At 56.5% G+C, this 25,482-nt stretch carries 26 protein-coding genes; 13 read left to right on the top strand and 13 right to left on the bottom strand.

The window, feature by feature from the left end:
- Positions 1-20: 20 nt before the first annotated feature.
- The gene (locus ACR0K5_RS09690) at positions 21-1,295 is read left to right on the top strand and encodes a surface lipoprotein assembly modifier (RefSeq protein WP_480629500.1); all 1,275 of its coding nucleotides are present in this window, start codon (positions 21-23) and stop codon (positions 1,293-1,295) included.
- A 207-nt stretch (positions 1,296-1,502) separates the two neighbouring features.
- On the opposite strand, the gene ACR0K5_RS09695 is transcribed toward ACR0K5_RS09690, so the two are convergent.
- From ACR0K5_RS09695 to parC, 4 genes are all read right to left on the bottom strand, one after another.
- A complete protein-coding gene (locus ACR0K5_RS09695; protein WP_480629501.1) occupies positions 1,503-2,558 on the bottom strand; it encodes an acyltransferase family protein in 1,056 nt (351 codons plus the stop codon).
- A 176-nt stretch (positions 2,559-2,734) separates the two neighbouring features.
- Complete coding sequence (gene tuf / locus ACR0K5_RS09700) at positions 2,735-3,910, bottom strand: elongation factor Tu (RefSeq protein ID WP_480629502.1); 1,176 nt, start codon at positions 3,908-3,910, stop codon at positions 2,735-2,737.
- A gap of 112 nt (positions 3,911-4,022) precedes the next feature.
- Positions 4,023-4,616, bottom strand: a complete 594-nt coding sequence (locus ACR0K5_RS09705; protein ID WP_480629503.1) for a hypothetical protein — start codon at positions 4,614-4,616, stop codon at positions 4,023-4,025.
- Between the two features lie 96 nt (positions 4,617-4,712).
- Positions 4,713-7,061 (bottom strand): DNA topoisomerase IV subunit A, encoded by a 2,349-nt coding sequence (gene parC, locus ACR0K5_RS09710; RefSeq protein WP_480629504.1) that lies wholly within the window; start codon positions 7,059-7,061, stop codon positions 4,713-4,715.
- A 200-nt stretch (positions 7,062-7,261) separates the two neighbouring features.
- On the opposite strand from parC, the gene ACR0K5_RS09715 reads away from it, so the two are divergent.
- From ACR0K5_RS09715 to ACR0K5_RS09740, 6 genes are all read left to right on the top strand, one after another.
- A complete protein-coding gene (locus ACR0K5_RS09715; protein WP_480629505.1) occupies positions 7,262-7,891 on the top strand; it encodes an SH3 domain-containing protein in 630 nt (209 codons plus the stop codon).
- 69 nt (positions 7,892-7,960) lie between these two features.
- Positions 7,961-8,788, top strand: a complete 828-nt coding sequence (locus tag ACR0K5_RS09720; RefSeq protein WP_480629506.1) for an SDR family NAD(P)-dependent oxidoreductase — start codon at positions 7,961-7,963, stop codon at positions 8,786-8,788.
- A 78-nt stretch (positions 8,789-8,866) separates the two neighbouring features.
- A complete protein-coding gene (locus ACR0K5_RS09725) occupies positions 8,867-9,070 on the top strand; it encodes a twin transmembrane helix small protein (protein WP_480629507.1) in 204 nt (67 codons plus the stop codon).
- Positions 9,071-9,643 (top strand): cob(I)yrinic acid a,c-diamide adenosyltransferase, encoded by a 573-nt coding sequence (locus tag ACR0K5_RS09730; protein ID WP_480629508.1) that lies wholly within the window; start codon positions 9,071-9,073, stop codon positions 9,641-9,643.
- Between the two features lie 191 nt (positions 9,644-9,834).
- Positions 9,835-10,593, top strand: a complete 759-nt coding sequence (locus ACR0K5_RS09735; protein ID WP_480629509.1) for an electron transfer flavoprotein subunit beta/FixA family protein — start codon at positions 9,835-9,837, stop codon at positions 10,591-10,593.
- A complete protein-coding gene (locus ACR0K5_RS09740; protein ID WP_480629510.1) occupies positions 10,593-11,522 on the top strand; it encodes an electron transfer flavoprotein subunit alpha/FixB family protein in 930 nt (309 codons plus the stop codon). The genes ACR0K5_RS09735 and ACR0K5_RS09740 overlap by 1 nt, the downstream gene beginning before the upstream one ends.
- Positions 11,523-11,575: 53 nt before the next feature.
- Here ACR0K5_RS09740 and ACR0K5_RS09745 read toward each other — a convergent pair whose 3' ends face one another.
- On the bottom strand, positions 11,576-12,379 hold the full coding sequence (locus tag ACR0K5_RS09745) for a DUF6473 family protein (protein WP_480629511.1): 804 nt from the start codon (positions 12,377-12,379) through the stop codon (positions 11,576-11,578).
- 165 nt (positions 12,380-12,544) lie between these two features.
- On the opposite strand from ACR0K5_RS09745, the gene ACR0K5_RS09750 reads away from it, so the two are divergent.
- Positions 12,545-13,420: a 3-hydroxybutyryl-CoA dehydrogenase gene (locus tag ACR0K5_RS09750; RefSeq protein ID WP_480629512.1), complete on the top strand. Its 876-nt coding sequence runs from the start codon at positions 12,545-12,547 to the stop codon at positions 13,418-13,420.
- 49 nt (positions 13,421-13,469) lie between these two features.
- Here the strand turns inward: ACR0K5_RS09750 and ACR0K5_RS09755 are convergent, their stop codons facing one another.
- Genes ACR0K5_RS09755 through ACR0K5_RS09785 form a run of 7 tightly spaced genes read right to left on the bottom strand, consistent with a single transcriptional unit; the run spans position 13,470 to position 18,892 of the window.
- Entirely contained in the window at positions 13,470-14,369 is a 900-nt protein-coding gene (locus tag ACR0K5_RS09755; protein WP_480629513.1) for a lysophospholipid acyltransferase family protein, read from the bottom strand.
- A 39-nt stretch (positions 14,370-14,408) separates the two neighbouring features.
- Positions 14,409-14,678 carry an HPr family phosphocarrier protein gene (locus tag ACR0K5_RS09760; protein ID WP_117869849.1) on the bottom strand — a complete coding sequence of 90 codons (270 nt, stop codon included), beginning with the start codon at positions 14,676-14,678 and terminating at the stop codon, positions 14,409-14,411.
- Between the two features lie 16 nt (positions 14,679-14,694).
- Positions 14,695-15,087, bottom strand: coding sequence for a PTS sugar transporter subunit IIA (locus ACR0K5_RS09765; protein WP_480629514.1), 393 nt, complete (start codon positions 15,085-15,087; stop codon positions 14,695-14,697).
- Complete coding sequence (gene rapZ, locus ACR0K5_RS09770) at positions 15,084-15,977, bottom strand: RNase adapter RapZ (protein ID WP_480629515.1); 894 nt, start codon at positions 15,975-15,977, stop codon at positions 15,084-15,086. The genes ACR0K5_RS09765 and rapZ overlap by 4 nt, the downstream gene beginning before the upstream one ends.
- The gene (locus ACR0K5_RS09775) at positions 15,962-16,432 is read right to left on the bottom strand and encodes an HPr kinase/phosphorylase (protein WP_480629516.1); all 471 of its coding nucleotides are present in this window, start codon (positions 16,430-16,432) and stop codon (positions 15,962-15,964) included. Before ACR0K5_RS09775 ends, rapZ begins: the two co-directional genes overlap by 16 nt.
- Positions 16,433-16,436: 4 nt before the next feature.
- Complete coding sequence (locus ACR0K5_RS09780; RefSeq protein ID WP_480629517.1) at positions 16,437-18,155, bottom strand: ATP-binding protein; 1,719 nt, start codon at positions 18,153-18,155, stop codon at positions 16,437-16,439.
- A gap of 32 nt (positions 18,156-18,187) precedes the next feature.
- Positions 18,188-18,892, bottom strand: coding sequence for a response regulator transcription factor (locus ACR0K5_RS09785; protein WP_480629518.1), 705 nt, complete (start codon positions 18,890-18,892; stop codon positions 18,188-18,190).
- A 344-nt stretch (positions 18,893-19,236) separates the two neighbouring features.
- Here ACR0K5_RS09785 and ACR0K5_RS09790 point away from each other — a divergent pair, with 344 nt between their 5' ends.
- The 3 genes from ACR0K5_RS09790 (at position 19,237) to ACR0K5_RS09800 (ending at position 22,068) form a co-directional block, all read left to right on the top strand.
- The gene (locus tag ACR0K5_RS09790) at positions 19,237-20,835 is read left to right on the top strand and encodes a phosphoenolpyruvate carboxykinase (protein WP_480629519.1); all 1,599 of its coding nucleotides are present in this window, start codon (positions 19,237-19,239) and stop codon (positions 20,833-20,835) included.
- A 336-nt stretch (positions 20,836-21,171) separates the two neighbouring features.
- A complete protein-coding gene (locus ACR0K5_RS09795; protein ID WP_480629520.1) occupies positions 21,172-21,489 on the top strand; it encodes a hypothetical protein in 318 nt (105 codons plus the stop codon).
- 24 nt (positions 21,490-21,513) lie between these two features.
- On the top strand, positions 21,514-22,068 hold the full coding sequence (locus ACR0K5_RS09800; protein ID WP_480629521.1) for a hypothetical protein: 555 nt from the start codon (positions 21,514-21,516) through the stop codon (positions 22,066-22,068).
- Between the two features lie 4 nt (positions 22,069-22,072).
- Here ACR0K5_RS09800 and ACR0K5_RS09805 read toward each other — a convergent pair whose 3' ends face one another.
- Complete coding sequence (locus ACR0K5_RS09805; RefSeq protein WP_480629522.1) at positions 22,073-22,837, bottom strand: TSUP family transporter; 765 nt, start codon at positions 22,835-22,837, stop codon at positions 22,073-22,075.
- 144 nt (positions 22,838-22,981) lie between these two features.
- Between ACR0K5_RS09805 and ACR0K5_RS09810 the strand changes: the two genes are divergently transcribed.
- Both ACR0K5_RS09810 and ACR0K5_RS09815 read left to right on the top strand, forming a co-directional pair.
- Positions 22,982-24,673: an acyl-CoA dehydrogenase family protein gene (locus tag ACR0K5_RS09810; protein ID WP_480629523.1), complete on the top strand. Its 1,692-nt coding sequence runs from the start codon at positions 22,982-22,984 to the stop codon at positions 24,671-24,673.
- Positions 24,674-24,922: 249 nt separating this feature from the next.
- Entirely contained in the window at positions 24,923-25,477 is a 555-nt protein-coding gene (locus ACR0K5_RS09815) for a hypothetical protein (RefSeq protein WP_480629524.1), read from the top strand.
- Positions 25,478-25,482 lie beyond the last annotated feature (5 nt).

The raw sequence follows: 25,482 nt of genomic DNA on the forward strand, positions 1-25,482 counted from the left end.
TGCGGCTACCGCGAGGGCATATGTTGAGAAGTTTCAGCGCGGTTCGGATATTGCTGTTTATTGCCTGCATTTTCATTGCAATCGCGTCTTTTCACCCGATTCGCGCGGATGCAGACACGACCCAACCTGCATCTCAGACGGCGGATCAGTTTCAAATCGAGGCCCTGTTTTTGAGCGGACTGGACGATCTGCAGAATGGCCGGCCGGACGCTGCCATCGAAAAGTTCTCGTCCATTCTGGCCGCCAATCCGAATCTGGTGCGAGTTCGGCTGGAGCTGGCCCGCGCCTATTTCATGGCGCGTCAGTGGAATCGCGCACGTAATGAATTTTTCACCGTTCTGTCCGGTGATTTACCCGACCCTGTCCGAGCCCGCGTTTTGGCATTCATTCGCGAAATCGATGCACGCCGTGGGTTTGATTGGGATCTCAGCCTCAGATTTACGACCGTCGGCAACCCACGGAAATACGATACCGACGAAATCACGCTCCATTTCCTTGGCTTCGACCTGCCTTTTACACTGAACCGGGATACATCGACCGAGATCGGGGTGCGGGCAACAGGCGCTGCCAATTTCCGGCGCCCGGTCAACCTTGGATTTTCTGATCTGCAAACGGTCGCGGTTGCCTCGTTCAACTTCGACGTTACCGAAGCGCGAACCTCGCGCTATGACGATTATATCTTTGTGGGTCGATTCGGCCTGCGTACCTTGTCGCAATACACCACAGCCTCGTTTGGACCTGCAGTCGGAACCCGGTTGATCGGTGGTCAGACATATGAAAACCGCATTTCATTGGAAACCGCCTTCGAAAGGCGCAACCTGCTGGGCGGCTCGGTGTTTGGAGCATTGAACTGGTCACAGCTGCACAGCCCCAGATCCAGCCTCCTGGACGGTCATTCCATCGAAGGTGAACTGGGTATACGACGGTCCGTGGGTGGTCGCGGTGTGATCGGTATAAGCGCGTTTTATCAGGACAAATCAGTAGAAGACGCCCTTGAAAACTATACCCGCAAAAGAGTGACCGCATTCGGCCAATACGACGCCCGGGGCGGTTTCACGTTCCGGCCTTCGGTCTACCTGGAAAGCAAGTCCTTCAAGACACCCAGCCCGCTGCTCACTGCAAGCCCGGACGAAACCTCATGGGGTTCAGCTTTGCGGATTGAAAAGAACGACCTGTTCATAGGCAACGGTTTTTCCCCGTTTGGGCTGATCGAATACAGCCGCACGGATTCCGACATTCCCGCCTATAGCTTCTCTGAAACCAACTTTGAGCTTGGGATCGAAAGACGTTTTTAGGAGTGCACTTGAAGCCTAAAGGCGGGAAACACCCCACCCTTTTGTTTTTTTCCTGAGAACACGCCCGTATTGGTAGGGGTTTTCTTGGGATATCTCTGACTGCCAGAGTACCCAAAGCAGAAAGCCTGCCGGGCGCGCAACAGTTTCATGACCGGTCTCTACGACACAACAAAGTCACCCGCCCCATCTACACACACTCAAAGCAGATCAGCTCCCGGCACGGCCTGCCTGCGCCTGCGTCAACGGCGCTCGGCGATCCAGCAGTGTTTCGATGTATTTCCGGCTCAGAGCGGCTGCCAAAAAGGCCAGTATGATCCCAAGTGATGAATAAACATCACGACTCAGTCCAAACACGTCCCGAGCGAAGTAGATCGTCAAGAGCCAAACCGGAATGTGGCACAGATACAACGAGAACGATATGCCGCCCAACCATTCCAGGACCGCAGAGAAACGACCGAATACCAAATCCCGCGACAGGAAGAAAACCAGGAACACCACGGACATAATCAACCCAATGATGGAATACTTGAAATTGAACCCCATGTACTTCTCAATCGCAGCCGCAGATACGAAGAGAACAATCGTGTAGAGGGGAAAAAACCATCCCCGCATGAGACGCGGGAACGTCCATTTACTATCAGGCAACGACGTCAGCAACTTCCAGAGAAGAACCCCGAATAGCAGGGAATTGAGTCTAAACTGCCAAAACCAAGCGGGGCTGATTGGTGCGAGCGTTAAGAAAAGCAACGCCGAACCAGCAATGACCCAAGCCCATTTTTTCCCGAACATGAACATCAAGGGCAAAACAAGATAGAATTGCATTTCCAATGCAATCGACCAGAAGTATCCGAATGTCCCTGGCATCAGAGAGTTCTTGAAATTTGAAACAAACGTCATCGCTGACAGTACAATCCAAATGAGCTCGCGCTGACCTGGAACTGCCCCCATCTCAATAAAGATCTTGCCAAATACACCGACAACCAAAGCCCAAAAGATAGTGGGCGCGAATATTCGTCGGAAACGTTTTTCGTAGAATTGAAACGCGGCATCAGCATCAGTTTTTTCACGTTTTCCGAAAAACGTATGCATCATCAGAAACCCGGAGATTATGAAAAACAGATCAACGCCAACAGAGAAGTTAAAGTTACTAACAAAATCAGAATAAGATTGGCTGTGAACGATAATCGGAAGGTGCGTCAGGAGAACTAGAAAAATGGCACAACCTCTGAGTGCCTGAATGTTTCGCCGCGTCGTAAGTTGCATTCTTTCTTCCTTAATGAACGAGTTGGTCGTGGCGTTCCGTTGAGCAACCTACTTAGATTTGAGACGTCCGAACATGCTGACGGCACAACTCTCAAATATCCGTGCCCACCACTTCATTTCCTACGAAAAAGGCCGTCCTGGGGGACGGCCTTTCCGTTGTTGTTCGCTAGAACGACTTACTCGACGATTTTCGACACGACGCCGGCGCCGACGGTGCGGCCGCCTTCGCGGATGGCGAAGCGCAGGCCCTGCTCCATCGCGATCGGTGCGATCAGCTCAACGCCGAACGACACGTTGTCGCCGGGCATGACCATCTCGGTGCCTTCGGCCAGGGTCACGGTGCCGGTCACGTCAGTTGTACGGAAGTAGAACTGCGGACGGTAGTTCGCGAAGAACGGGGTGTGACGGCCGCCTTCTTCCTTGGTCAGGATATAGGCTTCGGCTTCGAACTTGGTGTGCGGTGTAACCGAACCCGGCTTACACAGAACCTGGCCACGCTCAACGCCGTCACGGTCAACACCACGCAGCAGCGCGCCGATGTTGTCGCCCGCTTCACCGCGGTCCAGCAGCTTGCGGAACATTTCAACGCCGGTGCAGGTGGTTTTCGAAGTGTCGCGGATGCCGACGATTTCAATCTCGTCGCCAACGTTGATCACGCCACGCTCGACACGACCGGTCACAACGGTACCACGGCCCGAGATCGAGAACACGTCTTCGATCGGCATCAGGAACGGCTGGTCAACAGCGCGCTCAGGCGTGTCGATGTACTCATCAACAGCCGCCATCAGTTCCTTGATTTTCTCTTCGCCGATTTCCGGGTTGTTGCCTTCCATCGCGGCCAGAGCCGACCCTGCGATGATCGGAATATCGTCGCCGGGATATTCATACGAAGACAGCAGCTCGCGGATTTCCATTTCCACCAGTTCCAGCAGCTCTTCGTCGTCAACCTGGTCAACTTTGTTCATGAACACGACCATCTTCGGGATGCCAACCTGGCGGCCCAGCAGGATGTGCTCGCGCGTCTGCGGCATCGGGCCGTCAGCGGCGTTCACAACCAGGATCGCGCCGTCCATCTGGGCAGCACCGGTGATCATGTTCTTGACGTAGTCGGCGTGGCCGGGGCAGTCGACATGCGCATAGTGGCGGTTGTCGGTCTCGTATTCCACGTGGGCGGTCGAGATGGTGATGCCACGTGCTTTTTCTTCAGGCGCGCCGTCAATCTGGTCATACGCTTTGAAGTCACCGAAATACTTGGTGATTGCTGCGGTCAGCGTCGTTTTACCATGGTCAACGTGGCCAATCGTGCCGATGTTGACGTGCGGTTTTGTACGCTCAAACTTTTCCTTTGCCATTCCTCAGGCGCCCTTTTGCGATTTGGGGGACCCTTGGTCCCGTGGTTACATCTGCGCGCGCGAGATATTTGGTTCAAAGGGGAAAATCAAGCACATCCTGAGGGAAAAGCGCTTATCCTGCCGGATTTTGCGTGACCTCGGCAGAATCCAGAGGCTGGATCAGGTCTGGCCGTTTGTCAAACCAGCCATTCTCTTCATGTTCTTCAGCCAGCCATTCCTCGACCCGGTCGGCAACTTTCAGGGCCAGACCACTCATCTGTTCTTCCTTGGTACGCTCGTGTCCCGATCCTTTGAGGGCACTTCCGCCGGTGGTGTCTTCCAGCACCTGGAATTGTTTCCCCTTGGCCAGAAACTCTTTTTTCTTCACGTCATAGACGTTGACCAGCACAATCGCAGTGCTTTTGGGATTGTAAATTACAGGTATTCCAGGCGGAGCCAGCATGTAACCCTCAAGGCTAATGCCGACGTCATACTCCTGCACGCCCTCGTACCGCCCCAAACGAATATCAACGGCATTCTGGATGGCTTTTGTCCATTCATCAGGTGTGGCGTCTCGTGACACCGGTCCCTGAACGGCTTTGTCCGCAAAGGCATAGTTAACACGCAGTTTGAACTCCCCAAGGGACTCGGGCGGCTCGTAAACCTGCGTCTGGGTGCAAGCGGCCATAAGGGCCAGTCCGGTGATCAGCGTCAGAATGCGCAACATGTCTCGTCTCGATAGGCCTGTTTTTTATTGGTCTAGCGCACCGATACGGCTTGTGCCAAGCCGTATCGGCGGATTTCTACCATAATCCTGTTTCGATCACGAAAACTTATAGTCCCGCGGGAAGCCATAGGGTGGCTTTTTCCCTACGCTGGCGCGTTTTGCCAGCCATTGAGTCATATCTGCCTCGTGTCGCGTCTTGTCGCCCCCCATGGACCACTTGAGACCTTCTTCCCAGTTGAAAGTGGTGATGTCGGACAGGCCACCATCCAGCTCAAGTGTGCCCTGCCGCCCGCGCGCCATGTTATATTTTTGCAGGCGCACGCCTTTGCCGCGCGTCATCTCGGGCAGTTCTTCTGTCGGGAAGACAAGAAACTTACCATTCTGGGATACGACTGCCACGTGATCACCCGAAATTGGTTTGCAGATCATCGCTGTTTCGTCGCCCTTGACGTTCAGCACCTGCTTACCATTGCGGGTCTGGGCCAGCACATCATCCTCGGGCACCATGAAGCCGTTGCCCGCATCCGAGGCCACCAGCAGCTTGCGTCCCTGCTTGTGGATCAGGATGTCAATGATCTGCGCCTCGTTCGGCAGGTCGACCATCAGGCGCAGCGGCTCGCCCATGCCGCGCCCGCCGGGCAGGTTGGCGGCACTGACCGTGTAAAAGCGCCCGTTCGACGCAAAGACCAGCAGCCGGTCAGTGGTTTCCGCATGGAAGATGAACCGCGGACCGTCGCCATCCTTGAACTTCAGGTCGCGCTTCAGGTCGATATGGCCGGTCATGGCCCGAATCCAGCCCATCTGAGAACAGACGACCGTGATCGGCTCTTTGTCGATCATCGCCTCAAGCGGCACCTCTTCGACCTGTCCGGCTTCGGCAAACTGGGTCCGACGGGAACCGCCTTCGTAGTCTTTGCCGAAGGTCTTCTTGGTCTCTTTCAACTGCTCAGCGATCTTGGCCCATTGCAAGCCGGGGTCAGCCAGCAGGTCCTCGAGGTTGGCACGCTCTTCCATCAACGCGTCGCGTTCGCGGACCAACTCCATCTCTTCCAGACGACGCAAAGAGCGCAGACGCATGTTGAGGATGGCGTCGACCTGAACCTCGGACAATTCCCCCTCACCCGGCTTGGGCGTGACGTAATCCGACTCGTCGGTGGCGCGGACGTGATCTATTCCCCAATCCTCGCTCATCAGCGCGGCCTTGGGGTCGTCGTCGTAGCGGATGATGTCGATCACGCGGTCGAGATTCAGGAAGGCGACGATAAAGCCCTCCAACACTTCCAACCGATGGTCGATCTTGGCCATGCGGTGACGGGACCGACGCAGCAGCACCTCTTGCCGGTGATCAAGGAAGGCGCGCAGCACTTCCTTCATCGAGCAGACCTTGGGTGTCACGCCGTCGATCAGCACGTTCATGTTCAGGCTGAACCGCACCTCGAGGTCCGAATTGCGGTAGAGCATCCCCATCAGTACCTCAGGATCCACGTTTTTGGAGCGTGGCTCCAGGATCAGGCGAATGTCGTCAGCAGATTCGTCGCGCACATCGGCAAGGATCGGGATTTTCTTGGTCTGGATCAGTTCCGCGATCTTTTCGATCAGCTTGGATTTCTGAACCTGGTAGGGGATCTCGGTGACGATAATCTGCCATTGGCCTCGGCCCAGATCCTCGACCTCATATTTACAGCGCAGCCGGAACGAACCGCGCCCGGTGCGATAGGCCTGGGCGATATTCTCGGGTGGCTCAACGATCACTCCACCAGTCGGGAAATCCGGACCGGGCACATAATTCAGCAGAGTGTCATCCCGCGCATCGGGCGTTTTGATCAGATGCAGACAGGCATCGCACAGTTCTGAAATGTTGTGTGGCGGGATATTCGTCGCCATCCCCACTGCGATACCACTGGCGCCATTGGCCAACAGATTCGGGAACTGCGCGGGCAGTACGACCGGCTCGGTCAGGGTGCCGTCATAGTTGTCGCGGAAATCAACCGCGTCTTCGTTCAGACCCTCAAGCAGCGCCTCGGCCACGATAGTCATCCGCGCCTCGGTGTAGCGCGAAGCCGCCGGGTTGTCGCCATCGATATTGCCGAAGTTCCCCTGCCCGTCGACCAGCGGGTAGCGGACGTTGAAATCCTGCGCCAGACGCGCCATCGCGTCGTATATGGCGGCGTCACCATGCGGGTGATAGTTACCCATCACATCGCCGGAAATCTTTGCAGACTTACGAAAACCTCCGGTTGCACTGAGTCGCAACTCTCTCATCGCATAGAGGATTCGCCGATGTACCGGCTTCAATCCATCCCGCGCATCCGGCAGCGCCCGGTGCATGATGGTGGACAGCGCATAAGTCAAATAGCGTTCACCAATCGCGCGGCGCAATGGTTCCGCCACTTCGCCCCCGTTTTCAGGGGCCTCCATATTGGGGTCGTCGATCGTATCGTTCATATATGATGTGATACGACGCAAGCACGCCTTGGTAAAGCAAGCAGCGCATAATTTGCTGGGGAAAAGTCGCGCTTTTTGCAACAGGGGGAGACAGCCGGTTGTTTTCCCCGGGTTTTCGACTCGTCGGCGGAAATATGCTAGGCTTTCATCAATTGAACTGCTGCCTTTTGTTGATGTTACGATTGCTTGGGGGATGCGCCATGACGCGCCTGATACTTGTTACTTTTGCCGCACTCGGCTGGACATTTTATGTGATGAGCGGAGGTCCCGATTTCGAGCCCCGCGGAGTTCGCGCTGCAAAACCCGAACGCGTTGCCGTTGCACCGAAACCGGTCGACCCGGTCGTTGAACCGGCGCCGATTGAAGGGTTGGTTACGCGCGCCGCAGTGAAACCTTCGGTCGTGGTCCCGCCCGTCACTGAAACCGTCGCCGGGCTGGATGAAGCTGAAACAAAAGCGCTGCTCTCACAGGTTGCGGCAGGCTTGAAGGCGAACCCTTCGCTGTTTAGCGATGAGAGCGTTACTTTGACCCTGGCGTCGCTGGAAGAAGGCGTTGCTGCCCTGGAACAAGTGACCACCGACGCCGAACTGCCAACAGTTGAATTGCCGGTTTTGCCCGAAGCCCCCAAGGATATCCGCGAGATTTCCGGAACGCGTGTAAACCTGCGCGATGGGCCGGGGACGATCTATCCGATCATCGGCAAAGCCAGAATTGGCCAGCAGGTCGAGGTCTTTGGAGATTCGGGTACCGGCTGGTTACGACTGCGCGTGTTGCCGGGGCAACAGGTTGGGTGGATTTCGGCATCACTCGTCCGGAAAACAACGAACTGACATCGAAGCGTCATTGCTCTGCCGCAAGCCCCGCCATAGCTATGGGCGGGGATCAGGCTCGGAAGGCACATGCAGAAATCGATTCTAATTACAGGATGCTCGTCAGGGATCGGCCTGGACGCAGCACACGGAATGCGTGCGCGAGGCTGGCGCGTTTTTGCATCCTGCCGCCAGCAACGCGACTGTGATCGCCTGCGTGCGCAGGGCTTTGAAAGCCCCAGAATCGATTACACTGACACAGACAGCATCACGTCGGGTTTGTCATATGTTCTTGAGACCACAGGCGGCACGCTGGATGCCCTTTTCAACAATGGCGCACACGGCTTGCCGGGCGCGGTTGAGGATGTTCCGACGGACGGCTTGCGCCATATCTTTGAAACCAACGTCTTCGGTTGGCATGAACTGACCCGTCAGGTGATTCCCGTCATGCGGGAGCAGGGTCATGGCCGGATTGTGCAGTGTTCCTCGGTTCTGGGCCTAGTCGCCTTCCCCTGGCGCGGTGCTTATGTTGCCACCAAATACGCCATTGAAGGGCTGACTGACACTCTACGGATGGAGCTTCGCGATACCGGCATCCACGTCGTCCTGATCGAACCCGGCCCTATCACTTCGAAACTTAGGGAAAAAGCGATCCCTGTGTTCGAAAGATACATCGATTGGGAAAACTCGGCGCTAAGGGAAAAATATGAAGGCTCACTGCTGAAACGCCTTTATGAAAGTAGCGGGCCTGACAGGTTCGAACTGCCCGCCTCCGCCGTCACCGAAAAGCTGGCCCACGCGGTTGAGGCACGACGCCCCAAGCCACGCTATTACGTGACCACCCCGACATATATCGCCGGAGTGCTGCGCCGGATTCTGCCCACAAAAGCCACTGACCGCATCCTTTCAGACATCTGAGACGATATTTACCGTTCGCTTTTCGACGCCCTGACGCTAGATGGGTGATAATCGAAAAAAACCGGACGGTGACTTCAAATGGACGTAGTGATGGTCATTCTGCTTCTGGCCATGGCGGCGGTTGTCGTTGTGCTGGCCCTGGGCATCGCAAATTTTGGCAAAGGCGGCATGGAAGCGGCCAAGAAAAGCAACAAGATGATGCGCCTGCGCATCCTCTTTCAGTTCATCGCCGTGTTGCTGATCGTACTTTTCGTGTATCTGCGCGGACAGGGAGTTCAATAGATGGTCGTTCTCAACAAAATCTACACCCGCACTGGCGACGACGGGAAAACTGCTCTGGGCAATGGAGAGCGCGTGGCAAAATACTCAGGCCGTGTTGCCGCCTATGGCACAGTGGACGAATTGAACGCATTTGTCGGCGTGGCACGGACCGAGGCTGAGGGCGATGTCGAAGCCGCGCTGTCGCGTATTCAGAACGACCTGTTCGATCTAGGCGCTGATTTATGCCGCCCCGACATGGAAAAAGACGCAGAGGCCGACTATCCGCCGCTACGCATCGTGTCCGCCCAGATCGATCGGTTAGAAGCCGAGATCGACACAATGAACGAAACGCTGGAACCTCTGCGCAGCTTCATCCTGCCCGGTGGCTCGCGTCTGGCAGCACATCTGCACGTGTGCCGCACCGTTTCGCGCAGGGCAGAACGGCTGGTGGTCGAGTTGACGAATATGGAACCCGTCAACGACGCGGCGGTCAAATATCTAAACCGCCTCAGCGACTGGTTCTTTGTTGCTGCCCGCTGCGCAAATGCGAACGGTAAAGACGACGTTCTATGGGTTCCGGGCGCGAACCGCTGATCGCAAAATGCAGAGGCTGCGGGTAATATTCTTTCGCCACTTTGCAAAAAAATTGCAAAACGCGACGTCCCGACGCCATGACGTGACGATTTTGCTCTGTTGTGCCACTGCAGCAAGCGTTATCTAGTCCGTCGAGAGCATTGGTGGAGTCGCTTCGCGGCTTACCGTTTTTTTGAGGAGAAAGCGCTACAATGAAGGTACTGGTGCCTGTCAAACGCGTGATTGACTACAATGTGAAGGTCCGCGTGAAAGCGGACGGTAGCGGTGTTGATCTCGCCAATGTCAAAATGTCGATGAACCCATTCGACGAGATTGCAGTAGAAGAAGCGATCCGCCTGAAAGAGGCTGGCAAGGCTGACGAAGTTGTTGCCGTTTCGATCGGCGTGAAGCAGGCGCAGGAAACCCTGCGGACCGCGTTGGCCATGGGCGCAGACCGCGCCATCCTGGTTGTTGCCGCCGATGACGTCCATCAGGACATCGAGCCTCTGGCCGTTGCCAAGATCCTGGCCAAAGTGGTCGAAGAAGAACAGCCAGGCATCGTTCTGGCGGGCAAGCAGGCGATCGACAACGATATGAACGCCACCGGTCAGATGCTGTCGGCCCTGCTGGGCTGGTCGCAAGGCACCTTCGCGTCCGAGTTGGACATCGAAGGCGACAACGCCAAGATCACGCGTGAAGTCGACGGCGGCCTGCAGACCATCAGCGTCAAAATGCCGACCATCGTCACCGTTGACCTGCGTCTGAACGAGCCGCGCTATGCGTCGCTGCCCAACATCATGAAGGCGAAGAAAAAGCCGCTGGATGAGAAAACCGCTGCCGATTACGGCGTCGACGTCACGCCGCGTCTGGAAGTCGTCAAAACCGAAGAGCCGCCGGCACGCGCCGCTGGCATCATCGTTGGCTCGGTCGACGAGCTGGTTTCGAAACTCAAAGAAGCGGGGGCTGTGTAATGGCTGTACTTCTGCTTGCCGAAGTCAACAACGGTGAACTGGCGATGGACGCGACCGCAAAGGCCGTGACCGCCGCAAAAGTGCTGGGTGACGTGACCGTTCTGGCCGCTGGCGGTTCCGCCGCCGCTGCGGGTGAAGCTGCCGCCAAGATCGATGGTGTCTCCAAGGTTCTGGTCGCTGAAGACGCGTCTCTGGGTCACCGCCTGGCGGAATCGACCGCGGCCCTGATCGTAGGCCTGGCCGATGGCTACGAACACATCGTTGCCCCCGCCACCACTGACGCCAAGAACGTGATGCCGCGCGTTGCCGCTCTGCTTGACGTGATGGTTGTCTCGGATGCGTCCGGCGTGGTTGACGGTTCGACCTTCGAGCGTCCGATCTATGCAGGCAACGCGATCCAGACCGTGAAATCGAACGACGCCAAAAAAGTCGTTACCATTCGGACCGCCAGCTTTGACGCTGCCGGCGAAGGTGGCTCGGCGGCGGTTGAGACCATCTCGGTTGGCGACAACCCGGGTCTGTCCGAGTGGGTCGAGGACAAGGTGGCCGAAAGCGACCGTCCGGAATTGACCTCGGCGGGCGTTGTTGTCTCGGGCGGCCGTGGTGTCGGCTCGGAAGAGGACTTCAAACTGATCGAAACCCTGGCCGATAAGCTGGGCGCCGCAGTCGGGGCATCACGCGCGGCTGTGGACTCGGGCTATGCCCCGAACGACTGGCAGGTGGGTCAGACCGGTAAGGTTGTGGCCCCTGACCTCTATGTCGCCGTCGGCATCTCGGGCGCGATCCAGCACCTGGCGGGCATGAAGGACTCCAAGGTCATCGTCGCGATCAATAAGGACGAAGAAGCCCCGATCTTCCAGGTTGCAGACTTCGGACTGGTCGCCGACCTGTTCCAGGCCGTCCCGGAACTCACCGAAAAACTCGGTTAAAACCGAGAGCAATCAGTAAACTTAGAAAAGGCTCGCCAGCAGGCGGGCCTTTTTCAGTTCAGATCCCTCAAAGCAACCAACAGTTTTCCGGCAATCTCTCGATGTGCCGAGGGACCGATCATGTGTTCTGCAATCGGCTGCTGCAATGTGCCGAATAATACATCTTCGAGCGCATCTGATTGAGCGGATACACACACCGAAACCTCGACAACACCAGCACAGAGTGGCCGCAGCTGTTCGATCATGGTCGCGTCAGGCAAAATGCGGTCACCATGCGATCCTGCTTGCCTCTCAACATGCAACCAGAGAAGAACCACCTCAGGTTCGAATCCGCCAATCAATTCTGCTGTTGTCCGTACCCAGGTTTCGCGCAACTCCTGCGCTATGATCTCGAAACGTGCATCATTAGCGACACTTAACAGCTCTAACAAATGGCGCACGAAATGGACTTCCGTGAAGTCAACGTCAGGGTAGAGTTCCAGCAAGTCGTCGGTGGGTTCAAGGAACCGGTCATTTCGGCGCGGATGCACGCGGTAAAACCGATTCGATTGGCATGGAACATTCGGCACCTGCAACACGCATAGGTCCGACCGATTGACCAGATTCAGCACCCCCGGATCAGCGGACAACGCTTCGGCCCCGCAAAACAGGCTGCCGAAGTTAATGCACGGTTTTCCCAATCGCTTCTCAAGCACCGCTGGATACGGACAATCGACGAACCTGCCGAAAGTTTCCTCTCCACCCAAGCAAGCCACATATGGCGCATCCAACGCGCCGGGTGGCCCCCGGAACCAAAGCTTCGAACCCGCGTACTGGCAAGCGAACTCCATGCCGCTGTTTGTCTGATGAAAGCTCATTTCAAGCGCCCCCATTTTTCTCACCCGCTGCCACCTTGCGGCCTCAGATATTGAGAATTTCCTAATGCGCGCATTTGAAGCAAAATTGACAGGCTCGATCCTCTTGCCGCCTGCCCCGGTCTGCCGATACTGTCACGATATCCTTCAAGGCAAAGGCATCTGAACATGGAAGTTAAATCGGTCGGGGTGATTGGCGCGGGTCAGATGGGTAACGGCATTGCCCATGTCATGGCTTTGGCGGAATACGACGTCTTGCTGAACGACATCAGCCAGGACGCCCTGGACAGCGCGATTTCCACGATCGAGGGCAACCTGGCGCGGCAGGCGTCACGTGGCAAAATCACGGACGACGCGATGCAGGCCGCCTTGCAAAGGATTTCGACTACACTGGAACTACCGCTACTAGGCCAAACTGATCTGGTTATCGAGGCCGCAACCGAGCGGGAAACGATCAAGCAGGCGATTTTCGAGGACCTGCAACCGCATCTGCTGCCGCATACGATTTTGACGTCAAATACGTCCTCAATTTCCATCACTCGCCTTGCCAGCCGGACGGACCGGCCCGAAAGGTTCATGGGCTTTCATTTCATGAACCCCGTACCGGTAATGCAATTGGTAGAGCTGATCCGGGGCATCGCCACAGACGAAGAAACCTTCAGCGCCTGCAAAACAGTGGTGGATCGATTGGGCAAAACGGCAGCCAGTGCCGAAGATTTCCCAGCCTTCATCGTAAATCGGATTCTGATGCCCATGATCAACGAGGCGGTTTACACTCTGTATGAAGGTGTCGGAAACGTTCAATCCATCGACCAGTCAATGAAGCTTGGAGCGAATCATCCCATGGGGCCGCTGGAGCTGGCAGACTTCATCGGGCTGGATACCTGTCTGGCGATTATGAATGTGCTACATGATGGATTGGCGGATACCAAATACCGCCCCTGCCCGCTGCTGACCAAATATGTCGAGGCGGGCTGGCTGGGACGCAAGACCGAGCGTGGCTTCTATGACTACCGAGGCGAAGTTCCAGTGCCGACACGCTGAGCGGCCAGCCCCCTCACCACAGACACTATTAACCCGTTGAAAACGCGGATCAGGTCTGATCCGACTTACCCAATGACATCGTGTGGCTTCTAAGCCATGCCATGAAACCGCGCGGATCGCGTTCCAGCAGCTCCATATCCTGGTCCGATACCGGATTGCCAATGACCGGAGATTGGGGTTTGTTGCAGGATCGTACGATCTCATGCAGCAACAAACCCTGCCGCAGAATTGCCGAGACCCGGTTGGCGATCTGATACCAGCGCGAATTGCTGCCCGGAAAGAAAATCGGCACCACGCGCGCGCCTGAACGGCGGATCATCTTCGCAGTAAACACGTTCCATTCCCGCTCGATCGCAGGCCCAAACCAATCATCTGAGGACATAACGACACCAGATGGGAACAGCGCCACCACTCCACCGTTTTTCAGATGCTCCATCGCTTTGCCGCGCATTTCCAGCATCTTGGCCTGCGCCTCGGGATCGTGTGGAAACGGAACCGGGATCATGAACGACGTTGCAGCTTCGTCCAGCCCAGTCAGAACTGAACGGGTCAGGATGCGGTAATCGCTGCGGACCTGGCCGATCAGCTCGGCCAGAATCATGCCGTCGACCATCCCATGCGGGTGGTTGGCGACGACGACAACCGGGCCGGTTTTTGGAATTCGGTCAATCTGTTCCTGCGATGTAGTCAGGTCAATTCCCATCGTCTTGAGGGCACCCCCCCAGAACCGCTGCCCGCGATAGTATTCGTTCTTTTTTTCGAACTTGTTGACCATGCGCAAAATGGTCAGCTTCCCAGTGCACCATTCAATGGCCCGAATGGCGGTCGAAGTCCAGGCGTCGTCAAATGAGTTCGCATAGGTCAGAGTTCTACGGTCGTAGATCTCGCCCTGATCTGCGGTCCCATCCACCACCGGGCTTGTCTTGGTCTCGTGCGTCGTTTCCGCCAATTCCTGGTCTTCCCGTTCTTCCTGTCCCGGCGGGGTGGCTTAGAACCCCTCGCCGAACTTGTCGTTCACAAGCGTTTCCAGAGCTTCTGCCAATGCCTCAGCATCCGGTCCGGACGTCTCGACGTCAATAGTTGTTCCGCGCGATGCTGCCAACATCAAAAGGCCCATGATACTGTCTCCTGATGCAGAAAGTCCGTCTTTTGACACCTCAGCATGCGCGTCGAACCCTTCCACTACCTCAACCAGCTTTGCCGAGGCGCGTGCATGCAGGCCCTTTTCATTGATAATTTTCAGGCTTCGGTTAGTCATATTCAATAATCCGCTTTTAATCCAATGTCACATTCTGCGCATTGATGTACTTCCGTCCAGCCTCCATTGCCTGACGGACGGCATCACCAATGGGCAAGTGGCGACTTTTGGCCAATTTGATCAGCATCGGCAGGTTTGCCCCATACAGAATACGCCGGTCCTGAGGCGCGCAAGCACGCAGGCTGAGATTCGAGGGGCTGCCGCCAAAGAGATCGGTGACGACAACAACTCCATCCCCGGTGTCCACTTGATCCGCGGCACGGCAGATTTCTGCCTGTTTTTCTTCCCGGTCATGGTCAGCTTCGATCGCAATGGCCACGAGGCTGGGTTGTGGTCCGACCACGTGTTGCGTGGCGGCCAGATATTCCTGAGCCAACCCCCCATGTGCAACGATCACAATTCCGATCAATCCGACCTCACATTCAACGACCGACGTTCCATCTCGCGATGTCTAATTGCCACCTGCTGCCCGTCTTCCGCAAGGGCCTTTGCAACAGCTTCAGCCAAGGCAACTGATCTGTGCTGCCCCCCCGTGCACCCAAACGCAACGGAAAGATGCGCTTTGCCCTCGGCCCGAAAGGCCGGCAGCAGCAAGGTCAACAAGTCCAGCACACGTTCATAAAACGGTAAGTAATTTTCATCTGATTGCACATAGTTCGCGACGTCGGGGTGTCGACCATCTGCTGTCCGAAGCTCGGGACGCCAATATGGATTGGCCAGAAACCGGCAATCGAACACCATATCCAGCCCGCGCGGCAGGCCGCGCTTATAAGAAAAAGACTCGATGGAAACCGCCAGATGCCGCCCGCCTTGTGGAGCAAACCAATTCTCAACCTCTTCCCGCAACTGATGCACGTTCAGAAGGCTGGTATCGATCAGTGTATCGGCAATCTCGCGGATCGGTTCCAGCAGCTCTTTTTCACGCTGAACACCGGTTTCCGGGCTGGCGTTTTTGGCGACCGGATGTCGTCTTCGGGTTTCCGAAAACCGACGCACCAGAACATCATCGCTGCAATCCAGATATAGAACCGTCAGGTCGACCTGCGCCATCCGACCAAGCTTTTCGGCCAACTCTATGAAACCGATTGTCGAGAAATCGCGATTACGTGCATCGATGCCCAAAGCCATCGGACGGTCGCTGTCCGCGGTGTCCAGCAGGCGCAGCAACAGCCCCATCGGCAGGTTGTCGATGGCTTCAAACCCGAGATCTTCCAAAACATGGATGGCGGTGGATCTACCTGCCCCGGACGGCCCCGTGACCAATACGATCCGCCGTTGCGATGTCATTCGTTCGGCCATTCCGGATTTACACGCCCATTTCTAAGGAGCTGCATCAACGCTGCAGCCAAGTTGGGCACGCCCGCGCCCCGAAGCAAGGGAACAGTTTGCCTCAGCACGGAAATTGTATGGGGATTGGGCAAACGCTGAGGTTCAGGCTGATCCAGATCCACTACACAATCCAACGGAACCGGGCCTAAGATCGCCGCTTTGACCAACCCAATGTGCCGCGCCTCGATCAAACCGCGTATCTGTGGCGCGGGCGAAGCGAACACCTGATGGTTCTGCATCTCCAAATTAACACGGTCATCAGCGACCAAATCCGCTCCGAACGCCATCATTTGCAGCGCCAGCCCGGATTTCCCCGTACCGGACGCGCCGATGATCAAAAGCCCGCGCCCGCCAACCGAAACGCAAGAAGCATGCACGCAGGCCCTATTCTGATCTTTCGCGTGTGACAACGAATCAACGTTCATGGACTTAAACAGGAAGCCCCACAACAAAGCGGGCACCCAGAGGGTCCGATGTGATATCGGCCTCGGTCGGGCGGATGTTTTCCGCCCAGATCACGCCACCATGTGCCTCGACAATCTGCTTCGAGATAGCCAACCCAAGGCCCGAGTTATTGCCGAAATGCTCCGCCGGACGTTGCGAGTAGAACCGCTTGAACACCTTGGTGAGTGCCTGTTCTGGAATGCCGGGGCCGGTGTCTTCGACAACGACCAGCACGCGATTGTCCCGCTGACGGACCCAGACGCGGATGGCGTCGTTTTCCTCGCAGAAAGAAATGGCATTGGTGATCAGGTTAACAAAGACCTGCGCCAGACGCGCTTCCAGCCCATTTATCACAATGGGCTCGGAGGGCAGATCCGTTATGTAATCGATGCCTTTGGAGCGAGCATCCTCGCCCAGATACTGCCCAAGATTGCCCAGTAGTTTGAGAAGGTCAAAGGGCTGCTCTTCTTCTTTGACAAGTTCCGCATCCAGACGCGACGCGTTCGATATGTCACTGACCAGCCGGTCCAGACGCCGGACGTCATGTTCGATCACATCCAACAACTTGTCACGCTGGTCCTCGCGTTTGACCATGCGCAGCGTGCCAACTGCGGATTGCAGGCTGGCCAGCGGGTTTTTGATTTCATGGGCAACGTCGGCGGCGAACTGTTCGTTTGCATCAATCCGGTTGTACAGCGCGGTCACCATACCCCGCAAAGCGCGGCTAAGGCGCCCGATTTCGTCCGGGCGGGCACTGAGGTCCGGAATGCGGATGCGCCCGGGATTTACACCTGTGCCCCGGTCTTTGCCCATCTCGGCCGCAGATGCCAGATCAGCCAGCGGATTGGCAATGGTCGAGGCCAGTACAAGGCTGAGGCCCACGGAAACCAACAGGGCCACCACGAACATCTGAAGAATGCGTTCCTGCTCACGGCGGGCAAGCGCATCGATTTCACCTGCGGGACCGGTAATAGCGACCGCTCCCGCGGGGGCATCCTCATAAAGGATCGGTGCCGCAGCCACGATAACCGTCTCACCCGCACCATCCTGTACTGCCTGCACCTGGCTTTGCCCGCCAATCGCATGAGGAATAATGGTCTGAACACGCTGCGCCAATGTTGGTGCCTCGGCTTCAGTTGACCAGTTGAGCAGGTTGGACAAACCCGTCCACACAGCGTTCAGCGTGTCGCTGATCACCGTGCTGCCGGTCTGTATCTCGGCTTCGGATTGCAGAAGAACCGGCATGTTCGATACTTGCGGGGCACCACGCGTCCAGCCGATTAACGTGCCGCTGGCGTCATAAACAAAAACCTCTCCCCCTTCGGGCAGGGTAAGGCCGGACAGGGTATCTTTGACATCCAGTTTTCCAGCATCCTGTCCGGATTGCTGTGCGCCCTGACGCAGCTGAGTTTCGAAAACGTTACTAACAAGCTGCGCGTCGCCCAGCAGATTGCGCGCAGTCTGCTGAACCTTCTCTTTTCGCGAGTCATCCAGATACAGCAATCCTGTGACCAAAATCACCAGGGCGATCAGATTAAAGGTGATGATCTTGCGTGCCAGAGGTGAACCGCGAAGAGAAAACAGATTCCTCCGGGATCGCTTTTCACTCAGCTCCGCTGACTCGGGGTCCTGGGGTATGACCCAGTCATCCCCAAGAACGACGTCACCGTCGCGCATTTCGCTGGATTGTTCGGTGTCGCGCACGAGACCCCATTACCTCTTACAGGCGGCCGCGCCTATTCTTCGTTGTACCGGTAACCGATACCATACAAAGTTTCGATCGCCGAGAACTCGGAATCAGCCGCGCGCATTTTTTTCCGCAGGCGCTTGATGTGGCTGTCGATCGTCCGGTCATCCACATAGACCTGATCGTCATAAGCGACATCCATCAGCTGGTCGCGGCTTTTGACGAATCCCGGACGTTGGGCCAGTGCCTGAAGCAGCAAAAACTCGGTCACGGTCAGGGACACATCGTTCCCTTTCCAGCTGACTGCATGGCGCAGCGGATCCATCCGCAATTCGCCGCGCTCCATGACTTTGGTGTCATTGTTGTTGGTTGCTACTGCGTCGCCGCTTGTCGCTTCTTGACGCCGCAGCAAAGCCCGGATGCGCTCGACCAGCAAACGCTGCGAAAAAGGCTTTTTCACATAGTCATCCGCGCCCATGCGCAGGCCCAGAACCTCGTCTATTTCATCGTCCTTCGAGGTCAGAAAGATCACCGGCATCTGCGTTTTCTGACGCAACCGTTGCAGCAGATCCATGCCGTCCATTCGCGGCATTTTAATATCCAGAACAGCCATATCCGGCAGTTTCTTGTTGAACGCATCCAACGCGGCCTGGCCATCATTATAAGTTTCAACCTCGAAACCTTCGGCTTCGAGTGTCATGGATACAGACGTCAGAATGTTTCTGTCGTCATCCACCAGTGCAATCTTTGACATCGGGCTCACCCCTATTCCTGCTCACTCGCGCAATAATTCGCTTATTTGTAAGGCATTGTTGGCGGTTTTAAGACGCCGAATCAATCCGTAACTGCGAATCGTGCCTTTGTTGCGGCAGGTCTGCGGCAAATTTGCCTTGATGCCCGCAAAAATCTGCCCGCTTTTCCGTCATTGAATTCGTGATGGCGCTAAACTCGGACTTGGTTGCGCTAACTGCGTCAAACCCGCCTGTTCATGCCCTGAATGACCGTGATAAGACGCGCCCAGCCGCCGGTTTTCCCGGCTCACTGCCCCAAAGGCGTATCGGGCTCAAGGCCTTCGCGCCGCCACAGGAGAAGACACACATGACATCTGGACGGGTTAACCCGCAATTCCGCCTCGAAGATCAGGGCATCGAGGGTCTGGGCAATGTCTATTACAACTTCATGGAACCGGCGCTGATCGAAGAAGCGCTGAAGCGCGGCGAAGGCACACTTGGCAATGGCGGTGCCTTTCTGGTTACCACAGGCAAGTTCACTGGCAGGTCGCCCAAGGACAAACACGTCGTCAAGACCGACAGCGTTGCCGACACCATCTGGTGGGAAAACAACGCCGAAATGAGCCCCGAGGGCTTTGATGCACTGTACGAAGACATGCTGGCCCACATGAAAGGCCGTGACTATTTCGTTCAGGACCTCGTCGGTGGCGCGGACCCGGCTTACGCAATCAATGTACGCATGGTTACCGAACTGGCATGGCACAACCTGTTCATCCGCCACCTGCTGCGCCGCCCGGAGCGCGAGGATCTGGATGAGTTCACTGCTGATTTCACCGTCATCAACTGCCCCAGCTTTCAGGCCGACCCGGCCAAGCACGGTTGCCGCAGCGAGACTGTGATTGCAATGAACTTCGACCGCAAACTGATCCTGATCGGCGGCACCGAATATGCCGGTGAGAACAAGAAATCCGTTTTCACCCTGCTGAACTACATGCTGCCTGAAAAAGGCGTGATGCCGATGCACTGCTCGGCCAACCATGCCGTTGGCAATCCGGTCGACACCGCCGTGTTCTTTGGCCTGTCCGGCACCGGCAAGACGACCCTGTCCGCCGATCCGTCGCGTACGCTGATCGGGGATGACGAACATGGCTGGTCGGATCGCGGCACCTTCAACTTTGAAGGCGGCTGCTATGCCAAGACCATCAACCTGAATGCCGAGGCAGAGCCGGAAATCTACGCGACCACCTCGAAGTTCGGCACGGTGATCGAAAACATGGTCTTCGACCCCGAAACCAAGGAACTGGATTTCGACGATGACTCGCTGACTGCCAACATGCGCTGCGCCTATCCGCTCGAGTATATCTCGAACGCATCCAAGAGCGCGCTGGGTGGTCACCCGAAGAACATCATCATGCTGACCTGCGATGCGTTTGGCGTTCTGCCCCCGATCGCGCGGCTGACGCCCGCACAGGCAATGTATCACTTCCTGTCGGGCTTCACGTCGAAAGTGGCCGGGACTGAACGTGGCATCACCGAGCCGCAGCCGACCTTCTCGACCTGCTTTGGCGCGCCGTTCATGCCGCGTCGCCCAGAGGAATACGGTAACCTGCTGCGTGACAAGATCGCCCAACACGGCGCGACCTGCTGGCTGGTGAACACCGGCTGGACCGGCGGCGCCTATGGCGTGGGCAGCCGGATGCCGATCCGCGCAACACGCGCCTTGCTGACCGCCGCTCTGGAAGGTTCTCTACGCGACGCCGAGTTCCGCAAGGATGCCAATTTCGGCTTTGACGTTCCGGTCTCTGTCCCGGGTGTTGCCGAGGTTCTGCTGGACCCGCGCCGCACTTGGGACGATCAGGCCGCATTCGACAAACAAGCCGAGAAACTGGTTCAGATGTTTGCCGAGAACTTCGAACAGTACCTGCCCTTCATTGACGACGACATCAAAGCCGTCGCAATCGGATAAGTTGGGAAAAGGGGCCGCAGCGCCCCTTTTTCATTGCACCTGTGTCAATTCACTTCGCCTCTAGGTTGATTGACACAAAAAGCACATACAATTGCGTTGTTTCAAAATGCGATTTGCGTTACCCCTATTAACTGCTGAGACGAAAAAAACCCGGCACTTTTGCGCCGGGCACTGACTGAAATTATTTTGGGACCGCTCATGTGCGCACACTCACAACGCTGGATTGAGCAACCTAATCAGACACCTAGTCTAAGTAAATGGGGATGAGTGTCAAGACGAGACCTGCTGACATGCGCATCATTCAGCGTGGCTCAAATGGTCGCATTTAGGCGGCAGATGGCACAGAAAACTGTAGGTAACATTATGACTGAAATCTCGAAACTCACCGAACTGCGCAAATTGATGCAAAGCATGGAGCGCACATTAGGCCTGGAAAAACTATCTCCGGTTGAACGCGACATTTACTACGCCGCAGAAGAGCTTTCCAAATCCGATCAGGAAGTGCGTACATTCGGATTGATCGAACACACGTTGGTCCAGAGCGTTTCCCGCCCGACTTTCTTCCGCGCGCTGAAATCGCTGGTCGAAAAAGGTTATCTTTCGCAAAGCGGCAGCGCCAACCGGGGACGGTATATCGTTCATGCGCCCAGATGACGCTCTCCACGAGCGCAAGGAGCAGTGATCTCTTTGCGCGCGTGGGCTACTGAAACGTTTCTGGCCTCTCTGGCCTATGTGCTGGCGTCGATCCTTACATTCGCCGTCCTGATGCCGTTGCAGAACGTGTTTTTCCCTGAATATCCAAGCCGAGCAAGCCTGTTGTTCCTGCCACATGGCGTCCGGGTTCTGTCGGCATGGCTGATGGGATGGCGTGCTATATTCACATTGTTGCCCGGCGTGTTCATCGTCTTCGCCTATTTGGGAGGAACTGATGTGTTCTTGCCCAGCCGACTGATGGCCATCGCGATTGCGGTCCTGACAGTCCCGGCCGTTTTCTATCTTCTAAAAGCAATCGGGTGGGACCTGTTTCCCCGTGCCGATCAAAAACCCTGCTGGGTATGTGTAATGGGCGTAGGCATCATCACGTCTTTCCTGGTCTCCGGTTTGACCAATCTGGCTTTTGGCAGTGAGACGGTCGAATATATCGCTTTCCTGATCGGCGATATCTCTGGTCTGTTCTTCCTGATGCTGGGTCTGTATTTTGCCTTCCGCTTTGCCGACAAGCGACAAGGTTGAAGCGTCACCCCACCAAACCGCGCCGCAGCAGGTTCAAACCCGCAACCAGCAACACTAACAAGGTCGCCTTACGAAAGCTTGCCTGATCGATACGGTCCTGCAATTTCACACCGACCCACATCCCTGCCATAGCCGGAAGGATCAGGGCAGCAGAAAACGGAAGCGTTTCTGCGCGCAGAATACCCGACCCAAGATGCGCGACCAGTAACAGAACGGCTCCCAGACCGTAGATAACGCCCTGAATACGGATCTGTTCCGCCTTGGGGGTATTCAGCGCGGTCAGATAGGCTACTGTCGGTGGTCCCCAAACACCTGACATTCCGCCGACAAACCCTGCCACGCCACCGACCGCGGCCTCTACGACATTCGACGGGCGGTTCAGCGCCATTCTGAACCCCACAACCTGTAACAGCGCGAAGACTGATACAAACCCACCGATCAGGACCAGAAAGACAGAGTTGGGGACCAGGGTGACTAGCTGTGCGCTCAGCAACAGAAAGAGGCCACCGACTACAAGGAAAACCCGAAACCGCTGAATGGAAGCAATCGCTGCGGCACCACCACCGCGAAGGGCCTGCTGCCCATTGGTCACCAGCGTTGGCAGAATAAGCCCCGCCAAGGTCAGGTCCGGCGGCAGAAACGAGTTCAAGCCCGACACCATAACCATAGGCATGGCAAAACCGACCATGCCCTTGATCCACCCTGCGACAAACGCAATAGCCATGGCCAACAGAAGTTCCTGTGGGGAAAGAATGGAAAACAGGGTCATACCCTCTAGATATCATCTGAATTTTCTTCTGCATTGCAAAAATGATCCGGTAATTTTTGAACTTTTTTGCAGCGTAATAAGTATTTTTGTTGCGCTGCATGTGCAGCATGATATGACCAGACGACCGAGGAAAGGACGCGATTCATGGCCCACGACGGACAGGATATGACCGAGATGACAACTGCTGCAGTTTTGCCCGATCTTCTGAACTTGACCCGGGCCGCCGTGCCCGCGGTGGAAGCCGTTTTTGAAAAAGCGCGTGAGTCTGTGCGCAGCATGGTATCCGCAGACGGTCGCATCTCTGGTGCACTGATCGAGGCGAACCAGACCGCCGCTCATGGTCTGGCATGGTTGGCCACCTACAATCAGTCTCTTCAACAAATGCAACGTTGGGCCGAAGCACTGCAATCCGACGGTAAATTCAGTGAGGTCGAACAGCTGCTACACCAGATCGCCTTTGGCGAGTACCTGCATCAGGTCGCGGGTGGTATTCCGATGAACCAGGGCGAGGTCGTACGCCTTCAGGATATGGGTCTTGGCTGGGATGCACTGTCGGGTTTTCAGTCGACCGAAGTTCAAACCCTGATGGCGCAGGCCAACTCTCAGGCAGCACGCGTCCGTCTGGTCGAACTGATGCAGGATCAGGCCGGTTCGACCATGTTCGGTGCCTCCGGTTTGGACGAAGAACTTGAGATGATCCGCGACCAGTTCCGCCGCTATGCACAGGAAAAGGTCGAACCGTACGCCCATGAATGGCACCTGAAGGATGAACTGATTCCGCTGGAAATCATCGAGGAGCTGGCGGAAATGGGCGTCTTCGGACTGACAATCCCAGAAGAGTTTGGCGGTTTCGGTCTATCCAAAGCGTCTATGTGCGTTGTGTCCGAAGAACTGTCGCGTGGCTATATTGGTGTGGGTTCTCTGGGCACACGTTCGGAAATCGCGGCCGAGTTGATCATCGCGGGCGGTACAGACGAGCAAAAAGCCAACTGGCTGCCGAAACTGGCCAGCGCCGAGATTCTGCCTACTGCTGTTTTCACTGAACCCAACACCGGATCGGACCTAGGCAGCCTGCGCACCCGCGCCGTGAAGGACGAGAATGGTAATTACCAGATCACCGGCAACAAGACGTGGATCACCCACGCCGCGCGCACCCATGTCATGACCCTGTTGGCGCGGACCAATCCGGACAGCACCGATCACCGCGGCTTGTCCATGTTCCTGGCCGAAAAGACGCCAGGCACTGATGAAAACCCCTTCCCAACCCCCGGCATGACCGGAGGCGAGATCGAGGTTCTGGGCTATCGCGGCATGAAGGAATACGAGCTGGGCTTTGACGGCTTCCACGTCAAAGGTGAAAACCTGCTGGGCGGAGAAGAAGGCAAAGGCTTCAAACAGCTGATGGAAACCTTCGAAAGCGCCCGCATCCAGACCGCCGCCCGTGCTATCGGCGTGGCACAAAGTGCGCTGGATATCGCCATGCAATATGCGATCGACCGCAAGCAGTTCGGCAAATCGCTGATCAACTTCCCACGTGTCTCGGGGAAGCTGGCAATGATGGCGGTCGAAATCATGGTCGCGCGGCAGCTGACCTATTTCAGCGCATGGGAAAAAGACCACGGCCAGCGCTGTGACCTTGAGGCTGGAATGGCCAAGCTGCTGGGGGCCCGGGTGGCCTGGGCTGCTGCCGATAACGGGCTGCAAATCCATGGCGGCAACGGCTTTGCGCTGGAATACAAGATCAGCCGCGTTCTGTGTGACGCGCGCATTCTCAATATTTTCGAAGGGGCTGCCGAGATTCAGGCACAGGTTATCGCACGACGTCTGCTCGGATAATCAAGTCCGGCGACCCCGTTTCCCCAACTGGCCCGGCCTTTGCGCCGGGTCTTTTTCTGAAAAGTGGGGTTTGTACGCGCCCTGCCCTTAGAACCTTTCGTTTTGTACAGGCCGCATCGACGCCCCTCACCGCCCCGACAACGACCCGTGTGACTAGCATGTGTCCAAACTTCCCCCTTTGATCCCGGCCCTTTCGCCGTTACAGCGTCAGCTGGACCTGACAAACTCGATCAGCATTTGGTACACCGCATGACCCGATCACTTTTCGCCCTTTGTGCCACTCTGGCGGCGCTCTTTATTGCGGGCTGCACCACCTCCGCGCCAACGGCCGATCAGAGCGATGTCGAAGCGCTTGCCCAGTCGATCCGAATGCTCGGGCCGGATGTCGATCCGACCGAGGCTCAGAGGGCGGCCACCATCGCCTATACCTATTCGCAGCAGTTGGCGCGGGATTGGAACGTCACCGACCCGGCCATCGTCCACAACGCCAAGGTCATCAACGGTTTCCGCGAAAAAGGGTTGTGCAATGACTGGGCCGAAGCCATGACCAAACGCCTGCGGCAGGAAAATTTCCGAACGCTTGATCTGCACTGGACCACGTCTCCGCCGACACCGTTCCGCATCATCCACCATTCGGCGTCGATCAGCGCCAAAGGGGAGTCGATGTACGACGGCATCATCCTGGACCCCTGGCGCAACAGTGGCGCATTATACTGGGCACCGGTGCGAGAGGATACGCGCTACAATTGGAAACCCCGGCAGGAAGTGCGCGCGCAACTGTTGAATGGGTCTCTGCCCTATTGAAGCCG

It is taken from the genome of Ruegeria sp. AB9, assembly GCF_056542585.1.